Genomic DNA, 15,312 nt, shown 5'->3' on the forward strand with positions numbered 1-15,312 from the left:
ATAATAATTATTCTACATATGAAAGACAGTTCCTTCTGGACAACCCAACTATATTTAGTTAGGAGCAAACACTCATGAAGTTTAAAACGGCTAAGATCAACGCTTTTCGCACATGGGGATTACTGCTCACAATGCTCGGAATGGGACTTATGGTTTTGGGTACAGCAGGCATCGTATTCTGGGGATCGACTGGGAAAGTATTCGCTGGAATCGGACTTGTAATCGGTTTAATTTCCATGATGGCAAGTCTTGCGATCTATTTCTGGGCTGGCATGCTCTCAACGAGTGCAGTTCAGCTAGAGTGCCCTGAGTGTCACAAGCTGACCAAGATGCTCGGTAAAACAGACCGCTGTATGTTCTGCCACACCATTCTTACTATGGATCGGGCTGAGGCTACTATTACTGCAGATCAGCTTGAGCATCAGCAACTAAACCACTAAACACACCTTACAGAGGCTCATTACTAACTAGATAAAATGCACTCAAATATCTGTTAATACAACAAAGAGGCCCCCGATATGGGAGCCTCTTTGTTTGTTATAAATGAAATTATGATTACTTATGAATCTCTTGTAATGCTTCCCATGCTGATGGATTGCTAAAACTGCGATTCCATGATCCGATGCCTCCAAGCCCCATGGACTTAGCAAGCTCAACTCTTGATTTTAAGCTAACCTTATCTTCTATCCATATTTTCTTAAGAGCGCCATCTTCCTTGTACTCTACGTAATTCTGCCCAGCAGCCTTATCAAATGTAGGAGTTAGCTTCTTCTCTTTGATAATTTTTTCAACGGCATTCATACTAACGGATTTGGAGCTTGCCTTTGTCTTGCCATCTACTTGAGCCTCAGTCCAGATGCGGGTGTACAATGGGATCCCCAAAATCACCTTCTCAGGCGGCACATTGTCTTCCTCTATGATCCGGCTTATTGAATTCTCTACCCAAGGTAAGGAGGCAACAGAGCCCGCGATAGGGCTAGCTGCCCAATGTTCATCATAAGCCATCACGATTAGATAATCGACTAATGTCCCAAGAGCCTTACGATCAAGGAATGCTGACCACATCTCGCTATTGGATTTAGGTGTCACGTCTATCGAGACGATTAGATTCTTAGCCTGAGCCATCGGTTTTAGCTCTCTCATAAATTGAGTGACATTCTCTCCGTCTTTCGTATACACATTCTCAAAATCGATATTAATTCCATCCAAATTGTATAAATCCGAATATTCTAAGATCTGTACGATTGCATTCATCCGTTTCTCATAGCTGGACAATGCCTCAGTAGTCATGTCTGGATCGAAGCTATTGCTAAGCAACCCCCATACCTCTAACCCGTGCCCATGCGCCCACTGCACATACGCACTGTCGGCCTGACTGCGCACATTGCCATCACCATCTATAATACTAAACCATGTTGGGCTAGCCACGTTAACACCTGGTAGCTCACCGAAGGTTTCTGGGTTAGGTTTGCGTTGGTAAACAGCCTCCCAATACAAATTCACTGACTTCCCTTTCCAGTTACGTTCAGCGCGTGTTGGCGTGGATTTTTTCGGTTCCACTGTCTTTTGACCATCCCGAACAATGTCACTTGCCTTGGCATAACCTGCATACCCGCTGCTTAATTGTATAAACAGCCAGTCCTTATTTTCTTCATTCCAAATATTCACGACTGCTCCAGGAGACATATCCGCAACTATAGGTGCGTGGATGGATGCCTCATTTCGTAGAGCTACTGACTTGTCGCCTTTTTCACCTTTAACTTTTCCTAACGAGACAGATTCTCCTGCCGTCATTAGTAGTATTGCTCCAGTATTCGTATCCTCCTGTATTTCAAACCCATATAGATCTTCTAATACATCCGCAGGAAGGTAGGTCACTTTCTCCTTTACTTCAGGCGCTAGCCGCAGTTGCAGCGGACGGTTATTCAGACTAGCATCGGTTTTATCCTCCTGCATGTAAAGGAGCTCACTATCCGTTGATAGGATGACCGACTTCGTCTTCTCTTCATAACGAATGGAAGGATCCACATACTCTTGCAACAATGGTAATGGTAATAGCATGCTATCCCCAGTCCCCGAGGCAGAATAACCTGTATGCTCTCCTTTTACAAAGATGGGATGCGCTTGAGCTTTCCAATCTACATCTATGTGCTGACGATTTGGCAATACATAAAACACTACCCAATATGCTGCTGCTACAATGATTAAAAGTCCAAATAACCGCCTAAAAAAACCTCCGCGCTTTTTGACGCGCCTCTGTCCCAGTCTTCTGTCCAAAATATATCCTCCAGATAATAATATGATTTTTAATAGAGTCTAACATTACGATTATAACATCCACTTGGTTTCGTATAACCAGTAGAAAATAGTCATTTATCCTACAAATTGTTATATTCAAGAAGAAATGACGTTGTCGTTCTTATATTTGTAAAAAATAAAAACGTGAGTCCTCCGCTTTCGGATTTCGCACGTTTAGTGATAACTTGGTAGATCGCCTTGATACCGTTCTATTCTAGTCTTAATGCTGCTTCTCTCTACAACTTTTGCAAAATCCATGCAGCTCCATACGCAATCCTGTAATCTTAAAGCCTGTAGCTTGCTCAGCATGCAGCTCTACATCCCTAAGCGAAGGATAACTGAAATCCTCAATCTTACCGCATTTCTGACATATAACATGATAATGATCAGACACATTGGCATCAAAACGGCTGGAGCTATCCCCATAGGTCAACTCACGAACCATGCCAGCTTCCATAAACATCTTGAGATTATTATATACGGTTGCCACGCTCATGCTCGGAAATTTAGGCTCTAATGCCCGATATATATCGTCAGCTGTAGGATGATTCATTGCTTCCATCAAATACGTAAGAATCGCATGACGCTGGGGCGTTATACGGACACCTGTTGTTTTTAATTGTTCCAATGCATGTTGTACGCCACTCCCCATGACTGTCACCGCCTTTTAAATTTAAAAATAAAAGAAATATTTCTTATAATTGTAAGACTGGGTTTTCAATCTTGTCAACGAAGTCGATACATTATATTCATTATTATATAAGAAAAATTACTTTTTTCAATAACCTCTCACATTTAAGTTGCTGTTTCCCTCAACCTGAATCTTGAACTCACCTGTGCCCACTTCACCAGATATCTTCTTCTTATCAATGGTTAAGGTAGGTAAATCTGAAATAATATCGCCATATCCACTTGAGCCATTCAACTTATAGTTCCCTAACTGCGGCAAATACAATTGAATATCGCCAACTGCACTATAAATGTCCCAGTCTCCTCCAATTTCATGTGAACGAACATCAATGATGCCATTCAAGGATTCTGCATGCAGCTTCGATCTGGCTCCATCAATCTCTAAATTACCATTTTTGCTAGAAATATCGATCTCGGCTTCATTCCCGGTTGCACCGATATTGCCAACTGCCGTTGATAATTTCAAGGCTCCTGTGACATTCCAAGCATTCATATTGCCACCGCTCGTTGATAAATCAACGCTGCCCTGGACGGATCTCGCACGCACAGCTCCATTCAGTGTTTTCCCTTTCACATTACCAAAGATACGATGAAGAATAAGTTCTCCATTTCCCGTTTCCAGCGAAATATCTTCGATCGCCTCTATGTTCTGCAGGGTGATCCCACCATTCATAGTGCGAACATCTAGGTTAAAACGGCGGTCTTCCGGCAAAGAAATGTCCAAATCCATTCGCGGCTGACGCTTACCTGATTCTCCGTACGCCTTGCTGTTTGAAGTGATTTTTATAGTTGGTCCTTCAACAACATCCACAAAGGACTGTTCCGAAATGGCCTCAGCCATCGGACCTTCCAATTGATCTACCCAAACTGTAGTAGTAATTTGAATATTATCTACGGGAGCCCGGTGCAATAAAATATCTCCATTAATACCATCAACGGATATTTTGGCTGTATTTAGCTTCACTGGAACAATAAGCGGAGCCTTCTGAAATTTACTTCCCTTCGCCTCGCCATAGTCGACTGCAGCTGCTGTAAGGTTGAGACTCACATTTTTCCACAGATATAAGTAATGTTCTTGTTCGGCAACGATAAACACACTCGCAGCGAGCAATATAGCAGATAAAAGGCCGCGTAAATCCAATCTGATTCTTGTTCCCTTTTGTACAGAGCCTGAACGACCAGAGAAGAAATACATGAACAGGAACTCAATCCCCCATAACACTGGGATGACCGGCCACCACTTCAAAAGTAAAAGCATATAATCCGACCCATCTCTCCAATCCAGAAACAACGGGATGGAAATAGCAATAAGCAAGACCGATGCCGTATATCTTCCTACACGCCGGTTTTGAGACTCATTTTTCTTGCGCGAAACGATTCCTCTGACGATTTCCCTCGCTCCTACATATATACCACCACATAATAAAACTGCAGACACGGCCACTTCGGAGTAATGCTCAATAAAAAATTGCAGCCATGCTGGCTTTTGGCGAAACAGAATGAGAAGCGCTCCCCCTAAAAGAAGTAGAAATCCAAAGGATACGCCAGGTTCACTGACGATACTACGACGCTTAGGAGGTGTAGTTATTTTTGCCACAGGATCATCAAGCTCTTGATCTTCAGGGTAACGGAGAATCTTGTCCGCTGATTGCAGTACATCATACACATTATAGAAATATATCGCCGGAATAATCAGTGCAAGTAAAATAAGCAACGGAACATTAATCTGCATTCCAATGGATGAGAAATAAATTAAAGCTGAGATATCCAATAGTATCATGAAGATAAAGGTAATTCCTTTGCGGAGAAGCCCAAAGTATAAGTGCCCAGTTCCTGGGATGAGAGCTGCCAATAGTCCAGCGATAAATTTGCGTTTGCGGCGGCGCCGTTTTGGACGTGGAGGGATTATCTTCTTCTGAATCTCACTCTCCGTAGTCTCAAGATCGGCTGAACCCCGCTGCTCTTCCTGCGCTGAGAGTATTGCAGAATCATTTGTCATATCTCGGCTCCTCCTTTCGTAAACATGGGTCTGTGTATATGCTTCTTCAAAGTGAACCACTCCGATAAAAATCAATCAATTCCACACCGGGAGCAACTTCCTGCGATCCCATAGGTACAAAACCATGCTTGCTGTACAAAGAAACGGCAGGCAGGTTTAGCTTCCCCGTAGATACGATGTATAGCTCCATCCCTGAAAAATGTTCAAATACATATTCCAAGAGACAACTTGCAATACCTCTGCGAAAAAAGTCCGGTCCCACCATCATCCGCGTAATCGTGAGTTTGCCCGGGGATTCTTCTTCTATAGCAATAGCACCCATCAGTTCTTCATCTTCATCAAAGCAGCCGTAAAAATCCTCTTTAGAGCGGCTGAGCATCTCTCTCGTCTCCATAAGCGGTGGGATCTCACGAAACCCTATTAACTCCGCTTCTAGCCGGTAGGCCTTATGCTGGAGGCTCCATAGTTCATTAACGGTACTATCATCCTGGAGGTTTAGCTTAATAATTGTATTCATCCCTACTAGTCCCCTTATATGCCGCTAAGGGCCTGCCGTTGCCGACAAGCCCTTAGCTTATTACATAAGTATATTACCCCAAGTATAAACAACGTTATCGACTACTAAAGACGATAATCGTTTTAATTGTTCAATACCTCGATCAGAAGTTTATTCGCAAGACCTGGATTTGCCTTACCTTTACTTTCTTTCATAACTTGTCCTACGAGGAAACCGATGGCTTTCTGTTTACCTGCTTTATAATCTTCCACTGATTGTGGATTGGCAGCTACGACAGCTTCCACAATTCCTTTAATGGCACCTTCATCGCTGATTTGTACCAGACCTTTTTCCTCAACGATTGCAGCAGGCAATTTACCGCTCTCTAGCATTTCTTTAAATACCGTTTTAGCGATCTTGCTGCTGATGGTTCCACCTGCAATGAGGCCGATCATTTCCCCGAGCCCTTGCGGCGTAATTTTGACCTGAGACAATTCCAGGTTATTACTGTTCAAATAAGCAAGCAGATCACCCATGATCCAGTTAGCTACAGCCTTGGCATCCTGCGTATAAGTAAGGCATCCTTCGAAAAAGTCCGCTAGCGGTTTAGAGGAAGTGATCACGCCAGCATCATAAGCTGTAAGACCCAGTTCTTCACTGTAGCGAGCTTGCCTTGCATCCGGTAGTTCCGGGATCGTCGAACGAATGGATTCTTTCCAGGCATCGTCAATATGCAGCACGATCAGATCTGGATCTGGGAAATAACGATAATCGTGCGCTTCTTCTTTTCCACGCATAGATAAAGTTTTACCTTGGGCTTCATCCCAGCGGCGAGTCTCTTGTACAACTACTCCACCATCATCCAGGATCTCAGCCTGACGATATTGTTCATACTCCAGTCCACGCAGCACACCGCGGAAGGAGTTCATGTTCTTAAGCTCTGCTCTAATACCGAATTCCTCTTGTCCTTCTGGACGTAGACTGATGTTCGCGTCACAGCGCATCGATCCCTCTTCCATCTTGACATCGGATACGTCGCAGTATTGCATAATGGCACGGATTTTCTCCAGATAAGCACGAGCTTCCTCTGGCGAGCGCAAGTCTGGCTCAGATACGATTTCGATAAGCGGTGTTCCCACCCGGTTGAAATCGACGAGCGACGCAAAACCGCCATCTACGTGCGTAAGCTTACCCGCATCCTCTTCCAAATGAAGACGAGTAATACCAATCCGTTTCGTTTCTCCATTCACTTCAATGTCGATCCAGCCGTTCAAACCAATAGGTTGATCGAACTGCGAAATCTGATAAGCTTTCGGTGAATCCGGGTAAAAATAGTTCTTGCGGTCGAATTTACTAACATCACCAATGGTACAATTTAGCGCCATCGCTGCTTTCATAGCGTAATCTACCGCTTGTTTGTTAAGAACTGGCAATACGCCGGGGTGACCCAGGCAGACAGGACAGGTATGCGTGTTAGGCGGGGCTCCAAATTCAGTGGAGCATCCGCAAAAGATTTTGGAGTTGGTATGAAGCTCTACGTGAACTTCTAAGCCGATGACCGTTTCGTATTTAGACATAAGTAATCCCATTCCCTCCTTTACTACAGCTGTGGACGCTGCTTGTGATGATCAGTATTTTGTTCAAAAGCGTGAGCAACACGCAGAATCGTACTCTCGTCAAATTCTTTACCGATAATTTGCAAACCTACTGGCATACCTTCCGCAAAGCCACAAGGAACACTAACAGCAGGAATACCCGCCAAGCTCACAGGAATCGTGAGAATATCGTTCAGATACATGGTCAGCGGATCCTCCGTCTGTGAACCTAATTTGAATGCTGTCGTAGGCGCTGTAGGCCCGATGACCACATCATATTTTTTAAAGATGTCATCAAAGTCCTGTTTAATCAAAGTACGCACTTTTTGTGCTTTTAAATAATAAGCATCGTAATACCCGGAGCTAAGCGCATAAGTCCCTAGCATAATACGACGTTTGACTTCAGGGCCAAAGCCGCGACTGCGGGAATTAAGATATAGATCAAGCAATCCTCCGCCTTCATCTACACGTGCACCATAACGCACACCGTCAAAACGCGCGAGGTTAGATGAAGCTTCCGAAGAGGACAGCAAATAATAAGCTGCTACTGCGTATTCCGTATGTGGTAACGAAACTTCCTCCCAGACAGCACCCATTCCTTCCAGCACCTTAAGTGCGGACAAGACTGTCTCACGCACAGAAGCATCGACACCTGCTCCAAAGTATTCCTTAGGTACAGCAATGCGAAGTCCGGAAACATCACCAGTCAGAGAACTCAAATAATCAGGAATTTCTACTTTAGCTGAAGTAGAGTCCTGGGCATCATAACCAGCAATCGCTTGAAGCACATATGCAGAATCCTCTACATTACGTGTTAATGGTCCAATCTGATCGAGTGAGGAAGCAAAGGCTACCAGTCCATAACGTGATACAAGACCATAAGTAGGTTTGAGACCTACAACACCACAATAGGAAGCAGGCTGGCGGATGGAACCCCCAGTATCCGAACCTAGTGAGAAGAACACTTCGCCTGCAGCTACTGCTGCAGCAGATCCGCCACTGGAACCGCCGGGCACACGCTCTAAATCCCAAGGATTGCGTACAGGACCAAAGCTTGAATTCTCATTAGATCCACCCATTGCGAATTCATCCATATTCAATTTACCGATCGTTACGGCATCTGCCTGCTGCAGTTTAGAAGCCACAGTAGCGTTATAAATCGGCTGGAAATCTTTCAAAAATTGGCTGGCACAGGTCGTGCGTAGTCCCTTAGTTACAATATTATCCTTAATTCCGGCAGGAAGACCAAACAGCAATCCACGTGCTGCTCCAGATGCCAGTTTGTCGTCCAAAGCGCGTGCGGTGCTACGAGCGCCCTCCTCGTTCAAGGTCAAAAATGCATTTACTTTCTTATCCCGCTCAGCGATAATCGCCAGCGATTCTTCAGTCAGTTCACTGACCGATACTTCTTTAGCAGTTAACATGCGATGTACTTCAGGCAATCGATTTTGAAACAGGCTCAAGATTCTTCCCCCTTTCTAATTATGTAGTTATTCCAAAACAGCTGGAACCTTGAAATGTCCGTCTTCATCATCCGGCGCGTTAAGAAGTGCTTCCTCTTGCGTTAGGCTTTCCTTCACAACATCATCACGCATCACATTACTGACCTGCAGTACATGCGTGGTCGGCTTCACATTCTCCGTATCTAGCTCATTCAACTTCTCAGCATATTGTAAAATAGCATTCATTTGTTCTGTAAAGGTTGCCTCTTCTTCCGGGCTCAATTGCAGACGAGCCAGCTTGGCCACATGCTGCACATCTTTAACGGTAATGCTCATAAGATAAATCCCTCCTGTTTAAAGGGCTAAAGCGCCCGGATAACGTTTTTAATTATATTGTAGAAGCTTGGACAATTCAATGATGGGGTTATAACAAAAAAGCCGGCTTTCGCCGGCCTTCCTTAAATCCAAGCTCTAAGATTCACTTGTTTGATGAAATCTGCTTGGGACATGCTTTCGGTTGACGTTGTTTCCGTCTCTTCTGTATCCATATCTTCACCGTTCATCAAATGATGGAACAGCTTCTCATTGTACGTGGACAAAGCATAATCAATTAACGCTTCATGCGTTGCTCTTTCAGCCTCAGCTACTAATAAATGTTCTTCCGCCTCAATGTCTTCAGCCGGAACATAAAAGTTCCTGTTGGCTTCCGGTACACGTATAACATAGTCAAACGCATTATCGGGATTGCGGTCGTAAGCAATTAGGTAGCCGTATTCCCCGATAGGAAGACTCTGCTCAAAAGCGTCCGCAACAATGACAATCTTTTCTCCTAAACGCAGCATCGCCCTACCTCCTGACCCCAAAATCTATCATGATTTTGCTTATTTCAACAGTCTACTAAAAAAAGATAGAACTGTCTAGCGGCAGGCCGGACGATCCTGAGAATTCTACCAAGCAATACGCCTTCGGCGTCCCCTAAGGACGATATGCGTTTATGCGAGAAATAGAAGGAAAATGTATAGTGTGAAACTTATACTTTCTTATATTTTTAAATATACTATATTCGATACAGCACAGGATAATAATCAGTCGGGAAAGTTATTCTTCCTTGTCAAAAGCGAAGCCCCAACAAGGCAAATTATGATCAATACACCGGCAGAAAGATATGGACCTGCTCTAAAGCCCTCTCCAGCTGTAAGAATTCCTGCTGACAGCCCGGAAAGTCCTGCGGGTGTCCAGTCAAACCATCTAGGCAATAAGCTTAAGCCTAATGACGAGCCAGCCATTAACGCCAGTGCTAAAAATGCGGCTACTGGAGGTTTTAAAAAGGCACTAAACAACAACGTAGCCGAGACAGCACATAATAACCATAAACTATATACTCCAGAAGCTGCGATAACATCGCCCCAAGATAGTGAACCAATCAACTGCTCCGTGTAGTAAGCCGCGCCCGCTGCACCCAATCCAAGAGCAACGATCAACAGGGTCAGCTGCGCTGCCCATTTAGCGAACACTATTGCGGCCGGAGAAACCGGCCTTACCAGAATTAATTCCATAGTTCCGCTATAGCGCTCACCAGCTAAAACATTCATCGCGCCAAGCGCCAATACTAACATTCCGATCGTTCCGTACTGTCCCAGAGATTGTGCCATCACAGCTGCGGCACTCGGTATTTCATACCCCTCTAGCAGTCCTGGGGGAACATCACCTGAAGCTTTTAATATTTCCGGCAAATAATAAGTAGTTAACGGCTGCATAATGCCTAATATGATAAAAACGACAGGTATCCAGATTAACTTATAACTGCGAGTCATTTCGAGCATTTCTTTGCGATAAAGGACCCAGGCGCTTCTCATACTCCCACCACCTTCATAAATAAATCCTCTAACGTGGAAGAACCCGCTTCAAATTGCAGCAATGGAATTTCAAGCTGCGCCGCTTCTTGCAGAATCGTCCAACGAGCCATGTCTACATCGTTCACATTAAAAATGGCCTGATCTCCGAACAACTGAGTCTCTAGTACAAACGGTTTGGCAGCAAGAGACTGCAGCCACTGAATAGCTTTTTCTTGCTTCTCCGTACGTACACGAATAACAGGAAGGCTGTATTGTGAACGAAGCTGTGATAAAGACCCCTTCTCAGCAATCAAGCCCTGATTCATTAAAATAATATCATCACAAATTTCTTCTGCATCATGCAGCACATGTGTAGAAAAAACTACAGTTGTCTCTTCACGTATTTCCCGCATCAGTCCCATTACTTCTCTGCGACCAATTGGATCAAGTGCAGATACAGGCTCATCAAGCAATAGTAGACGAGGCCGATGCACAAGCGCCTGAGCCAGACCCAGCCGCTGCTTCATCCCGCCAGAGTATCCACCAATCCGGCGACGAGCATCACCTTTAAGCCCTACTCGCTCAAGCGATTCCAATGCCCTGCTGGTAGCGTCTTTAGTTCCCATTCCACTAAGCTTTGCAGCGAAAATAACATATTCATGTCCAGTCATCCACCCATAAAAAGCTGGAGACTGTGGCACATATCCTAATCCCCTGCGATATCCTGCTCCCGGACGGCTCCCCTCAAATGAAATCATTCCGGAGGTGGGTTCTAACAGCCCTGCCAGCATACGAAGTGTGGTCGTTTTCCCAGCACCGTTAGGCCCAAGTAAAGCGACGCACCGTCCTTTCTCAATTTCAAAGCTTATATCATTTACGGAAACATGCGCCCCATAGCTTTTGCGCAAATTCGTAACTTGAAGGAGTGACATCAGACATCTTTCCTTCCTATTGTGAAATAAGCTACGCTGCCTAATATATTTCCGCAAATAATGATAATAATCCACATCCATTTTGGACCACGAACGTTATCCGCTTTGGCCAGAGATATCAGTCCAATAATAGCAAGCAAAGCCTGCAGAATGATTAACGGCATGATTAAACCCCATTTTACCTCTTCCATGAAGTACCACTCCTTGTAATAGGATGAAAGGAACGAGCTTCTTACTAAAGCTTTACAACTGCTTCTTCCTTCTACGTCGGTCAGGAAGAATGACAACAAGTAAGTAGACTAATGCGGGTGACGGAACTGTAGTAATAGCCCACAGTCCCCAGAACCAAGCTTTTCTTCCGCGTCGTCTTGCGTCCCGGAACAGCAATGTCCCTTGCAGCAATAATGCTATCGCTATGCAAAACCATAACCATAGAGGCACATCCTGCAGCTCATTCATTCTTGCGCACCTTCTCTGTTCCTCCTGATCCTCGCTATTCCTAGAGCACTAAGTCCCGCAATAGGAATAAGCGCTTGAATAATCCAATAGATCATCGGTGCAGAACCGAGAATGGATAGAAATACGCTGATCAGGATCAACGATATGCCCCAGAATAACAGCAGCTCTTTACGTTCCATGCTCTTTCTATGCACAGAGGCATCAACCATTAACCTCTCCAGTTCCTGTAATGAAGGTGGTGTGATGTCATTATATTGTGCATCTAACCGGTCAAGCTCATCTGAAAGCTTATGCAAATACAACTCAGGCTCCTTATCTTTATCCTTCTCCATCCTCATTCAGCTCCTTTCGTAGTTGGTTAAGTCCAAGGGATACACGCGACTTGACTGTACCTGAAGGAACTCGCAGGATTTCGCCAATTTCGTCATAACTATAGCCATAGTAATGCTTCAGTAGCACAGCCACTCTTTGCGCAGAAGGTAATTTGGAGAGGGAATCCAGCACTTCACCCCACTCTTCCCCCCTGCTCTCAAATCGCCAACGAATCGAACGGATCCCCTGTTCCTGTTGCTCCCGCTGTTTCCATTCCGCTTCACGCTTCCAGCGCCGCTTTCGATCAATAAATATTCTGGTAGCAATTGTGATTAACCAAGAGGAAAAGGAAGAAGTTCCGTTATAGGTGTTGATCTTCTCCATACATCTGACCATGGTGTCCTGTACAAGATCCTCTGCCAGCAACGGGTCCATGGTCACCTTGATTAAATATTTGAATAAAAAAGTATAGTGTTCCCGCAGCAGTGAAGACAGTGCTGAAGTATCTCCCTGCTGTGCCCGTCTGATTCTCTCCAGCGACTGATCGCTCATCTGCCCCTCCATTCAAGATTTCGTTTCTATTTGTAGTACGAATATGTATTATGAATCGTTCATTCCACTCTATAATTATTTTTTGAGATCCCACAACTTACGCCGCCAGGGCTGAATTATCCCTTTCCTTGCCGGAAAATGCCAAAAAAGAGGCGTTCTTCTGAGCTCGCCTCCTGAAACCACTGGTACTCCCCCGTAAACCCCACAGGTCTCCTGAAGCAAGCCATTACGAAGTTCCTTATTATCAAATTGTATGTCTCTACGTTCTATGGATGAACAAAAGCCACCCTTTCCTGAACACTCCGAAAAAAATCGGCAATTACTGCTGCAAAAATGGTTCCATTTCTCCTTGGAGTCATACCAACCGTAGTCCAGCGGGTAGTATATATTCTTCTCCATTCTACTTCCCTCCATGCTTTTAAGCCTATATGAAGACAAAAAAAAGAACGCAAACCGGGATTAATTCCGCAGTCTGCGTGCTTCGCGAGGTTAATGTTACATTTAATTAACCTCATTCTAGTCCTTTTGTAGTCTTTTGTCTATTAAAACTTCCTCGGTTTTTGTCGGTTCTACTAGAACCAACGTCTATTGAGGAACATAAGGGTTGCGAATCTTTTCAAATCCAATGGTTGTCCGTGGACCATGTCCTGGATAAACCTTCACTTCATCATCCATTTTGTATAGCTTGCCACGAATAGAATCGAACAGATCCCGTTCCCTACCACCAGGCAAATCTGTGCGCCCAACTCCCATTTTAAAGAGTACATCTCCGGAGAATAGATCATTTCCACAAAGGAAGCTTACACTGCCTGGAGAGTGACCAGGTGTATGGTACACACGGAAGGTGTGTCCAATGAACTGCAGAACTTGCCCTTCTGCCAGATCATATTCCGCAGGATCTGTAGCTAGAGGAGGTGACACCTCCGACCACATTAGTGAACCGTTCAGCTTGGGGCTGCTTAGCCATTCACTTTCAAGTGGATGTAAATAAACAGGGCATTTCTTAGCTTTACGAATTTCGTCTACACCGCCCATATGATCAAAATGTGCATGTGTTAACAAAATAGCTTCGATTTCCATTCCTTCGATACTCCGCACTAATGCAGCAGGATTCATACCAGGATCTATGATGATACCCTTCGCAGGATCCGCACCTGTCAGTAAGTAGGCATTCGTTTGAAGCGGACCCAGATTAAATGAACGTATATTTAGCATCAGTTTAGAATCCGGAAATCAGACTACGCAGTTCTTTTGCGATAACTGCCTGATATTCCGTTCCTTCCCCATAGGCTTGCCCCATAGCCTTACGTGCTTCTGCGATTTTGCTGTCGTAATCAGCGGCCTCACGATCAGGATTCTCACGTTTGAACTCTCTCATTATACGCTGCACATGCTCTGGTCTAGGACCCCAATGTCCGAGCACATATCCTCCAGTGTCTGCAAAAATCACGACTGGGACAGATCTGCCACCCATGGTCAAGAAATCATCCATAAGCTCCGGATTCTCTTCCAAAATAAATACCTCTGTCTTCATTCCCGCCGTCTCCAGAATACGGAATACAGCAGGAACATTGCGTACTACGTCTCCACACCAATCCGCTGCTAGGATAAGTACCCGCAAATCGTCGCGATGGTTCAGACTTTCGAAATATTCCTTATCGCTCTCATCTTCCCAATTAAATTTCTCATACCAGGATTCAAAAGCCTGTTGATTCTTCGTCATACTTTCTACGAATTGGCGCGGTGTTAGGCCTTTTCCAAACTTTTGAGCTACATTCTGCTTCATTTTGTAGTCCCCTTTTTCTTGGATTTGTACCATTTAAACACAAAGTAAATGATGATCAGAGCGATCGCTACAAGTATAATTTCGTTGGTATACTTAGCTGCTACTTTGTCAATATCTTCCCATTTATTCCCCAAGGTCATACCCAGATATACAAACAGAGCACTCCATGGAATAACAGCAAGCGTAGTCAACAAAGTGAACTTACCTAAAGGCATTTTCGATATCCCAGCTGGAACGGAAATGGCATGACGAACAACCGGAATAAAACGAGCTGTAAAGATTACGCCAGTCCCGTATTTATTGAACCACTCTTCCGAATGGTCAATATGCTTCTTTTGAATGAAAATATATTTCCCGTATTTCTCCAAAACAGGTCTGCCACCATAACGACCAATCCAATATACAAAAATCTGTGCAATGACTCCGCCAATCGTACCGAATAATACGGCGCCAAAAAAATTAATATCTCCACTCCATACTAAAAAGCCACCGAAAGCCAGTACAATTTCACTCGGAATAACTTCAATCATAAGTCCGATCATAATCCCAAAATAACCAAGACTCTGAATCCATTCAAACAATGTTGAGATCAGATCAGAAATAACATGCAACCGTACTCCTCCTCCCTTTTCCGCAGAATATGGCTATGTATCTAGCATAAACATCTTTGGCGTCTATATAAAGACGCTTAGCGTTTAAGCAAGAAATATAAGAACATAAAGTATAGATACTAAACTTTTACTTTCTTATATTTTTAAAAGCTCTGCCGCTCTGCTCTATTTTCCAGTTTCTCTTAGCCTATTCTAGCACAAGCAACCTTATCACATCTACTTACAGCGGCGAGGCCATTACCCTATATCGACCCTCTCTTAAAAAGAGTTAGAACAACCTGTATAACCAGAAAAGGTGTACACTT

Annotated in this window: 19 protein-coding genes; 1 reads left to right on the plus strand and 18 read right to left on the minus strand. The window is 44.2% G+C overall.

All coding sequences use genetic code 11. From position 1 onward, the window contains the following. The first annotated feature begins 74 nt into the window (after nt 1–74). Nucleotides 75–440 carry a DUF2614 family zinc ribbon-containing protein gene (locus MKY99_RS26255; RefSeq protein ID WP_076285462.1) on the plus strand — a complete coding sequence of 122 codons (366 nt, stop codon included), beginning with the start codon at nt 75–77 and terminating at the stop codon, nt 438–440. Between the two features lie 115 nt (nt 441–555). On the opposite strand, the gene MKY99_RS26260 is transcribed toward MKY99_RS26255, so the two are convergent. From MKY99_RS26260 to MKY99_RS26345, 18 genes are all read right to left on the minus strand, one after another. Continuing rightward, nucleotides 556–2,277 (minus strand): glycosyl hydrolase family 18 protein, encoded by a 1,722-nt coding sequence (locus MKY99_RS26260; protein ID WP_339267185.1) that lies wholly within the window; start codon nt 2,275–2,277, stop codon nt 556–558. 241 nt (nt 2,278–2,518) lie between these two features. After that, nucleotides 2,519–2,950: a Fur family transcriptional regulator gene (locus tag MKY99_RS26265; protein ID WP_042191799.1), complete on the minus strand. Its 432-nt coding sequence runs from the start codon at nt 2,948–2,950 to the stop codon at nt 2,519–2,521. Nucleotides 2,951–3,076: 126 nt separating this feature from the next. Continuing rightward, the gene (locus tag MKY99_RS26270; protein ID WP_339267187.1) at nt 3,077–4,987 is read right to left on the minus strand and encodes a DUF4097 family beta strand repeat-containing protein; all 1,911 of its coding nucleotides are present in this window, start codon (nt 4,985–4,987) and stop codon (nt 3,077–3,079) included. 46 nt (nt 4,988–5,033) lie between these two features. Next, nucleotides 5,034–5,504: a GNAT family N-acetyltransferase gene (locus tag MKY99_RS26275; RefSeq protein ID WP_339267189.1), complete on the minus strand. Its 471-nt coding sequence runs from the start codon at nt 5,502–5,504 to the stop codon at nt 5,034–5,036. A 122-nt stretch (nt 5,505–5,626) separates the two neighbouring features. Further along, nucleotides 5,627–7,060: an Asp-tRNA(Asn)/Glu-tRNA(Gln) amidotransferase subunit GatB gene (gatB, locus tag MKY99_RS26280; RefSeq protein WP_339267191.1), complete on the minus strand. Its 1,434-nt coding sequence runs from the start codon at nt 7,058–7,060 to the stop codon at nt 5,627–5,629. Between the two features lie 23 nt (nt 7,061–7,083). Then, entirely contained in the window at nt 7,084–8,541 is a 1,458-nt protein-coding gene (gatA, locus tag MKY99_RS26285; RefSeq protein ID WP_339267193.1) for an Asp-tRNA(Asn)/Glu-tRNA(Gln) amidotransferase subunit GatA, read from the minus strand. 27 nt (nt 8,542–8,568) lie between these two features. Further along, a complete protein-coding gene (gatC, locus tag MKY99_RS26290; RefSeq protein WP_042131015.1) occupies nt 8,569–8,856 on the minus strand; it encodes an Asp-tRNA(Asn)/Glu-tRNA(Gln) amidotransferase subunit GatC in 288 nt (95 codons plus the stop codon). Between the two features lie 122 nt (nt 8,857–8,978). Continuing rightward, on the minus strand, nt 8,979–9,362 hold the full coding sequence (locus MKY99_RS26295; protein ID WP_042131017.1) for a hypothetical protein: 384 nt from the start codon (nt 9,360–9,362) through the stop codon (nt 8,979–8,981). 243 nt (nt 9,363–9,605) lie between these two features. After that, on the minus strand, nt 9,606–10,376 hold the full coding sequence (locus MKY99_RS26300) for an ABC transporter permease subunit (protein WP_339267196.1): 771 nt from the start codon (nt 10,374–10,376) through the stop codon (nt 9,606–9,608). Continuing rightward, nucleotides 10,373–11,287 carry an ABC transporter ATP-binding protein gene (locus MKY99_RS26305; RefSeq protein WP_339267198.1) on the minus strand — a complete coding sequence of 305 codons (915 nt, stop codon included), beginning with the start codon at nt 11,285–11,287 and terminating at the stop codon, nt 10,373–10,375. The genes MKY99_RS26300 and MKY99_RS26305 overlap by 4 nt, the downstream gene beginning before the upstream one ends. Then, nucleotides 11,287–11,478, minus strand: coding sequence for a PLDc N-terminal domain-containing protein (locus tag MKY99_RS26310; RefSeq protein ID WP_036680175.1), 192 nt, complete (start codon nt 11,476–11,478; stop codon nt 11,287–11,289). Before MKY99_RS26310 ends, MKY99_RS26305 begins: the two co-directional genes overlap by 1 nt. A 52-nt stretch (nt 11,479–11,530) precedes the next feature. After that, on the minus strand, nt 11,531–11,746 hold the full coding sequence (locus tag MKY99_RS26315) for a hypothetical protein (protein ID WP_339267200.1): 216 nt from the start codon (nt 11,744–11,746) through the stop codon (nt 11,531–11,533). Continuing rightward, nucleotides 11,743–12,078, minus strand: a complete 336-nt coding sequence (locus MKY99_RS26320) for a YxlC family protein (RefSeq protein WP_339267202.1) — start codon at nt 12,076–12,078, stop codon at nt 11,743–11,745. Before MKY99_RS26320 ends, MKY99_RS26315 begins: the two co-directional genes overlap by 4 nt. Beyond that, entirely contained in the window at nt 12,065–12,610 is a 546-nt protein-coding gene (sigY, locus tag MKY99_RS26325) for an RNA polymerase sigma factor SigY (RefSeq protein WP_339267204.1), read from the minus strand. Before sigY ends, MKY99_RS26320 begins: the two co-directional genes overlap by 14 nt. Nucleotides 12,611–12,685: 75 nt before the next feature. Beyond that, nucleotides 12,686–13,009, minus strand: a complete 324-nt coding sequence (locus MKY99_RS26330) for a hypothetical protein (RefSeq protein ID WP_339267206.1) — start codon at nt 13,007–13,009, stop codon at nt 12,686–12,688. A gap of 186 nt (nt 13,010–13,195) precedes the next feature. Further along, a complete protein-coding gene (locus tag MKY99_RS26335; protein ID WP_060625706.1) occupies nt 13,196–13,828 on the minus strand; it encodes an MBL fold metallo-hydrolase in 633 nt (210 codons plus the stop codon). Between the two features lies 1 nt (nt 13,829). After that, entirely contained in the window at nt 13,830–14,396 is a 567-nt protein-coding gene (locus tag MKY99_RS26340; RefSeq protein ID WP_042191823.1) for a thioredoxin family protein, read from the minus strand. Continuing rightward, entirely contained in the window at nt 14,393–15,007 is a 615-nt protein-coding gene (locus MKY99_RS26345; protein ID WP_042191826.1) for a DedA family protein, read from the minus strand. Before MKY99_RS26345 ends, MKY99_RS26340 begins: the two co-directional genes overlap by 4 nt. Nucleotides 15,008–15,312: the final 305 nt, after the last annotated feature.

The organism is Paenibacillus sp. FSL R5-0470 (assembly GCF_037975205.1).
In the GTDB taxonomy this organism is placed as follows: domain Bacteria; phylum Bacillota; class Bacilli; order Paenibacillales; family Paenibacillaceae; genus Paenibacillus_AQ.

Coding starts and splice junctions, on each gene's coding strand:
- MKY99_RS26270 (WP_339267187.1), bottom strand. CDS start 4,987: ATGACAAATGATTCTGCAATACTCTCAGCGCAGGAAGAGCAGCGGGGT.
- MKY99_RS26295 (WP_042131017.1), bottom strand. CDS start 9,362: ATGCTGCGTTTAGGAGAAAAGATTGTCATTGTTGCGGACGCTTTTGAG.
- gatC (WP_042131015.1), bottom strand. CDS start 8,856: ATGAGCATTACCGTTAAAGATGTGCAGCATGTGGCCAAGCTGGCTCGT.
- gatB (WP_339267191.1), bottom strand. CDS start 7,060: ATGTCTAAATACGAAACGGTCATCGGCTTAGAAGTTCACGTAGAGCTT.
- MKY99_RS26305 (WP_339267198.1), bottom strand. CDS start 11,287: ATGTCACTCCTTCAAGTTACGAATTTGCGCAAAAGCTATGGGGCGCAT.
- MKY99_RS26320 (WP_339267202.1), bottom strand. CDS start 12,078: ATGGAGAAGGATAAAGATAAGGAGCCTGAGTTGTATTTGCATAAGCTT.
- MKY99_RS26255 (WP_076285462.1), top strand. CDS start 75: ATGAAGTTTAAAACGGCTAAGATCAACGCTTTTCGCACATGGGGATTA.
- MKY99_RS26340 (WP_042191823.1), bottom strand. CDS start 14,396: ATGAAGCAGAATGTAGCTCAAAAGTTTGGAAAAGGCCTAACACCGCGC.
- MKY99_RS26265 (WP_042191799.1), bottom strand. CDS start 2,950: ATGGGGAGTGGCGTACAACATGCATTGGAACAATTAAAAACAACAGGT.
- MKY99_RS26310 (WP_036680175.1), bottom strand. CDS start 11,478: ATGGAAGAGGTAAAATGGGGTTTAATCATGCCGTTAATCATTCTGCAG.
- MKY99_RS26330 (WP_339267206.1), bottom strand. CDS start 13,009: ATGGAGAAGAATATATACTACCCGCTGGACTACGGTTGGTATGACTCC.
- MKY99_RS26275 (WP_339267189.1), bottom strand. CDS start 5,504: ATGAATACAATTATTAAGCTAAACCTCCAGGATGATAGTACCGTTAAT.
- MKY99_RS26300 (WP_339267196.1), bottom strand. CDS start 10,376: ATGAGAAGCGCCTGGGTCCTTTATCGCAAAGAAATGCTCGAAATGACT.
- sigY (WP_339267204.1), bottom strand. CDS start 12,610: ATGAGCGATCAGTCGCTGGAGAGAATCAGACGGGCACAGCAGGGAGAT.
- MKY99_RS26315 (WP_339267200.1), bottom strand. CDS start 11,746: ATGAATGAGCTGCAGGATGTGCCTCTATGGTTATGGTTTTGCATAGCG.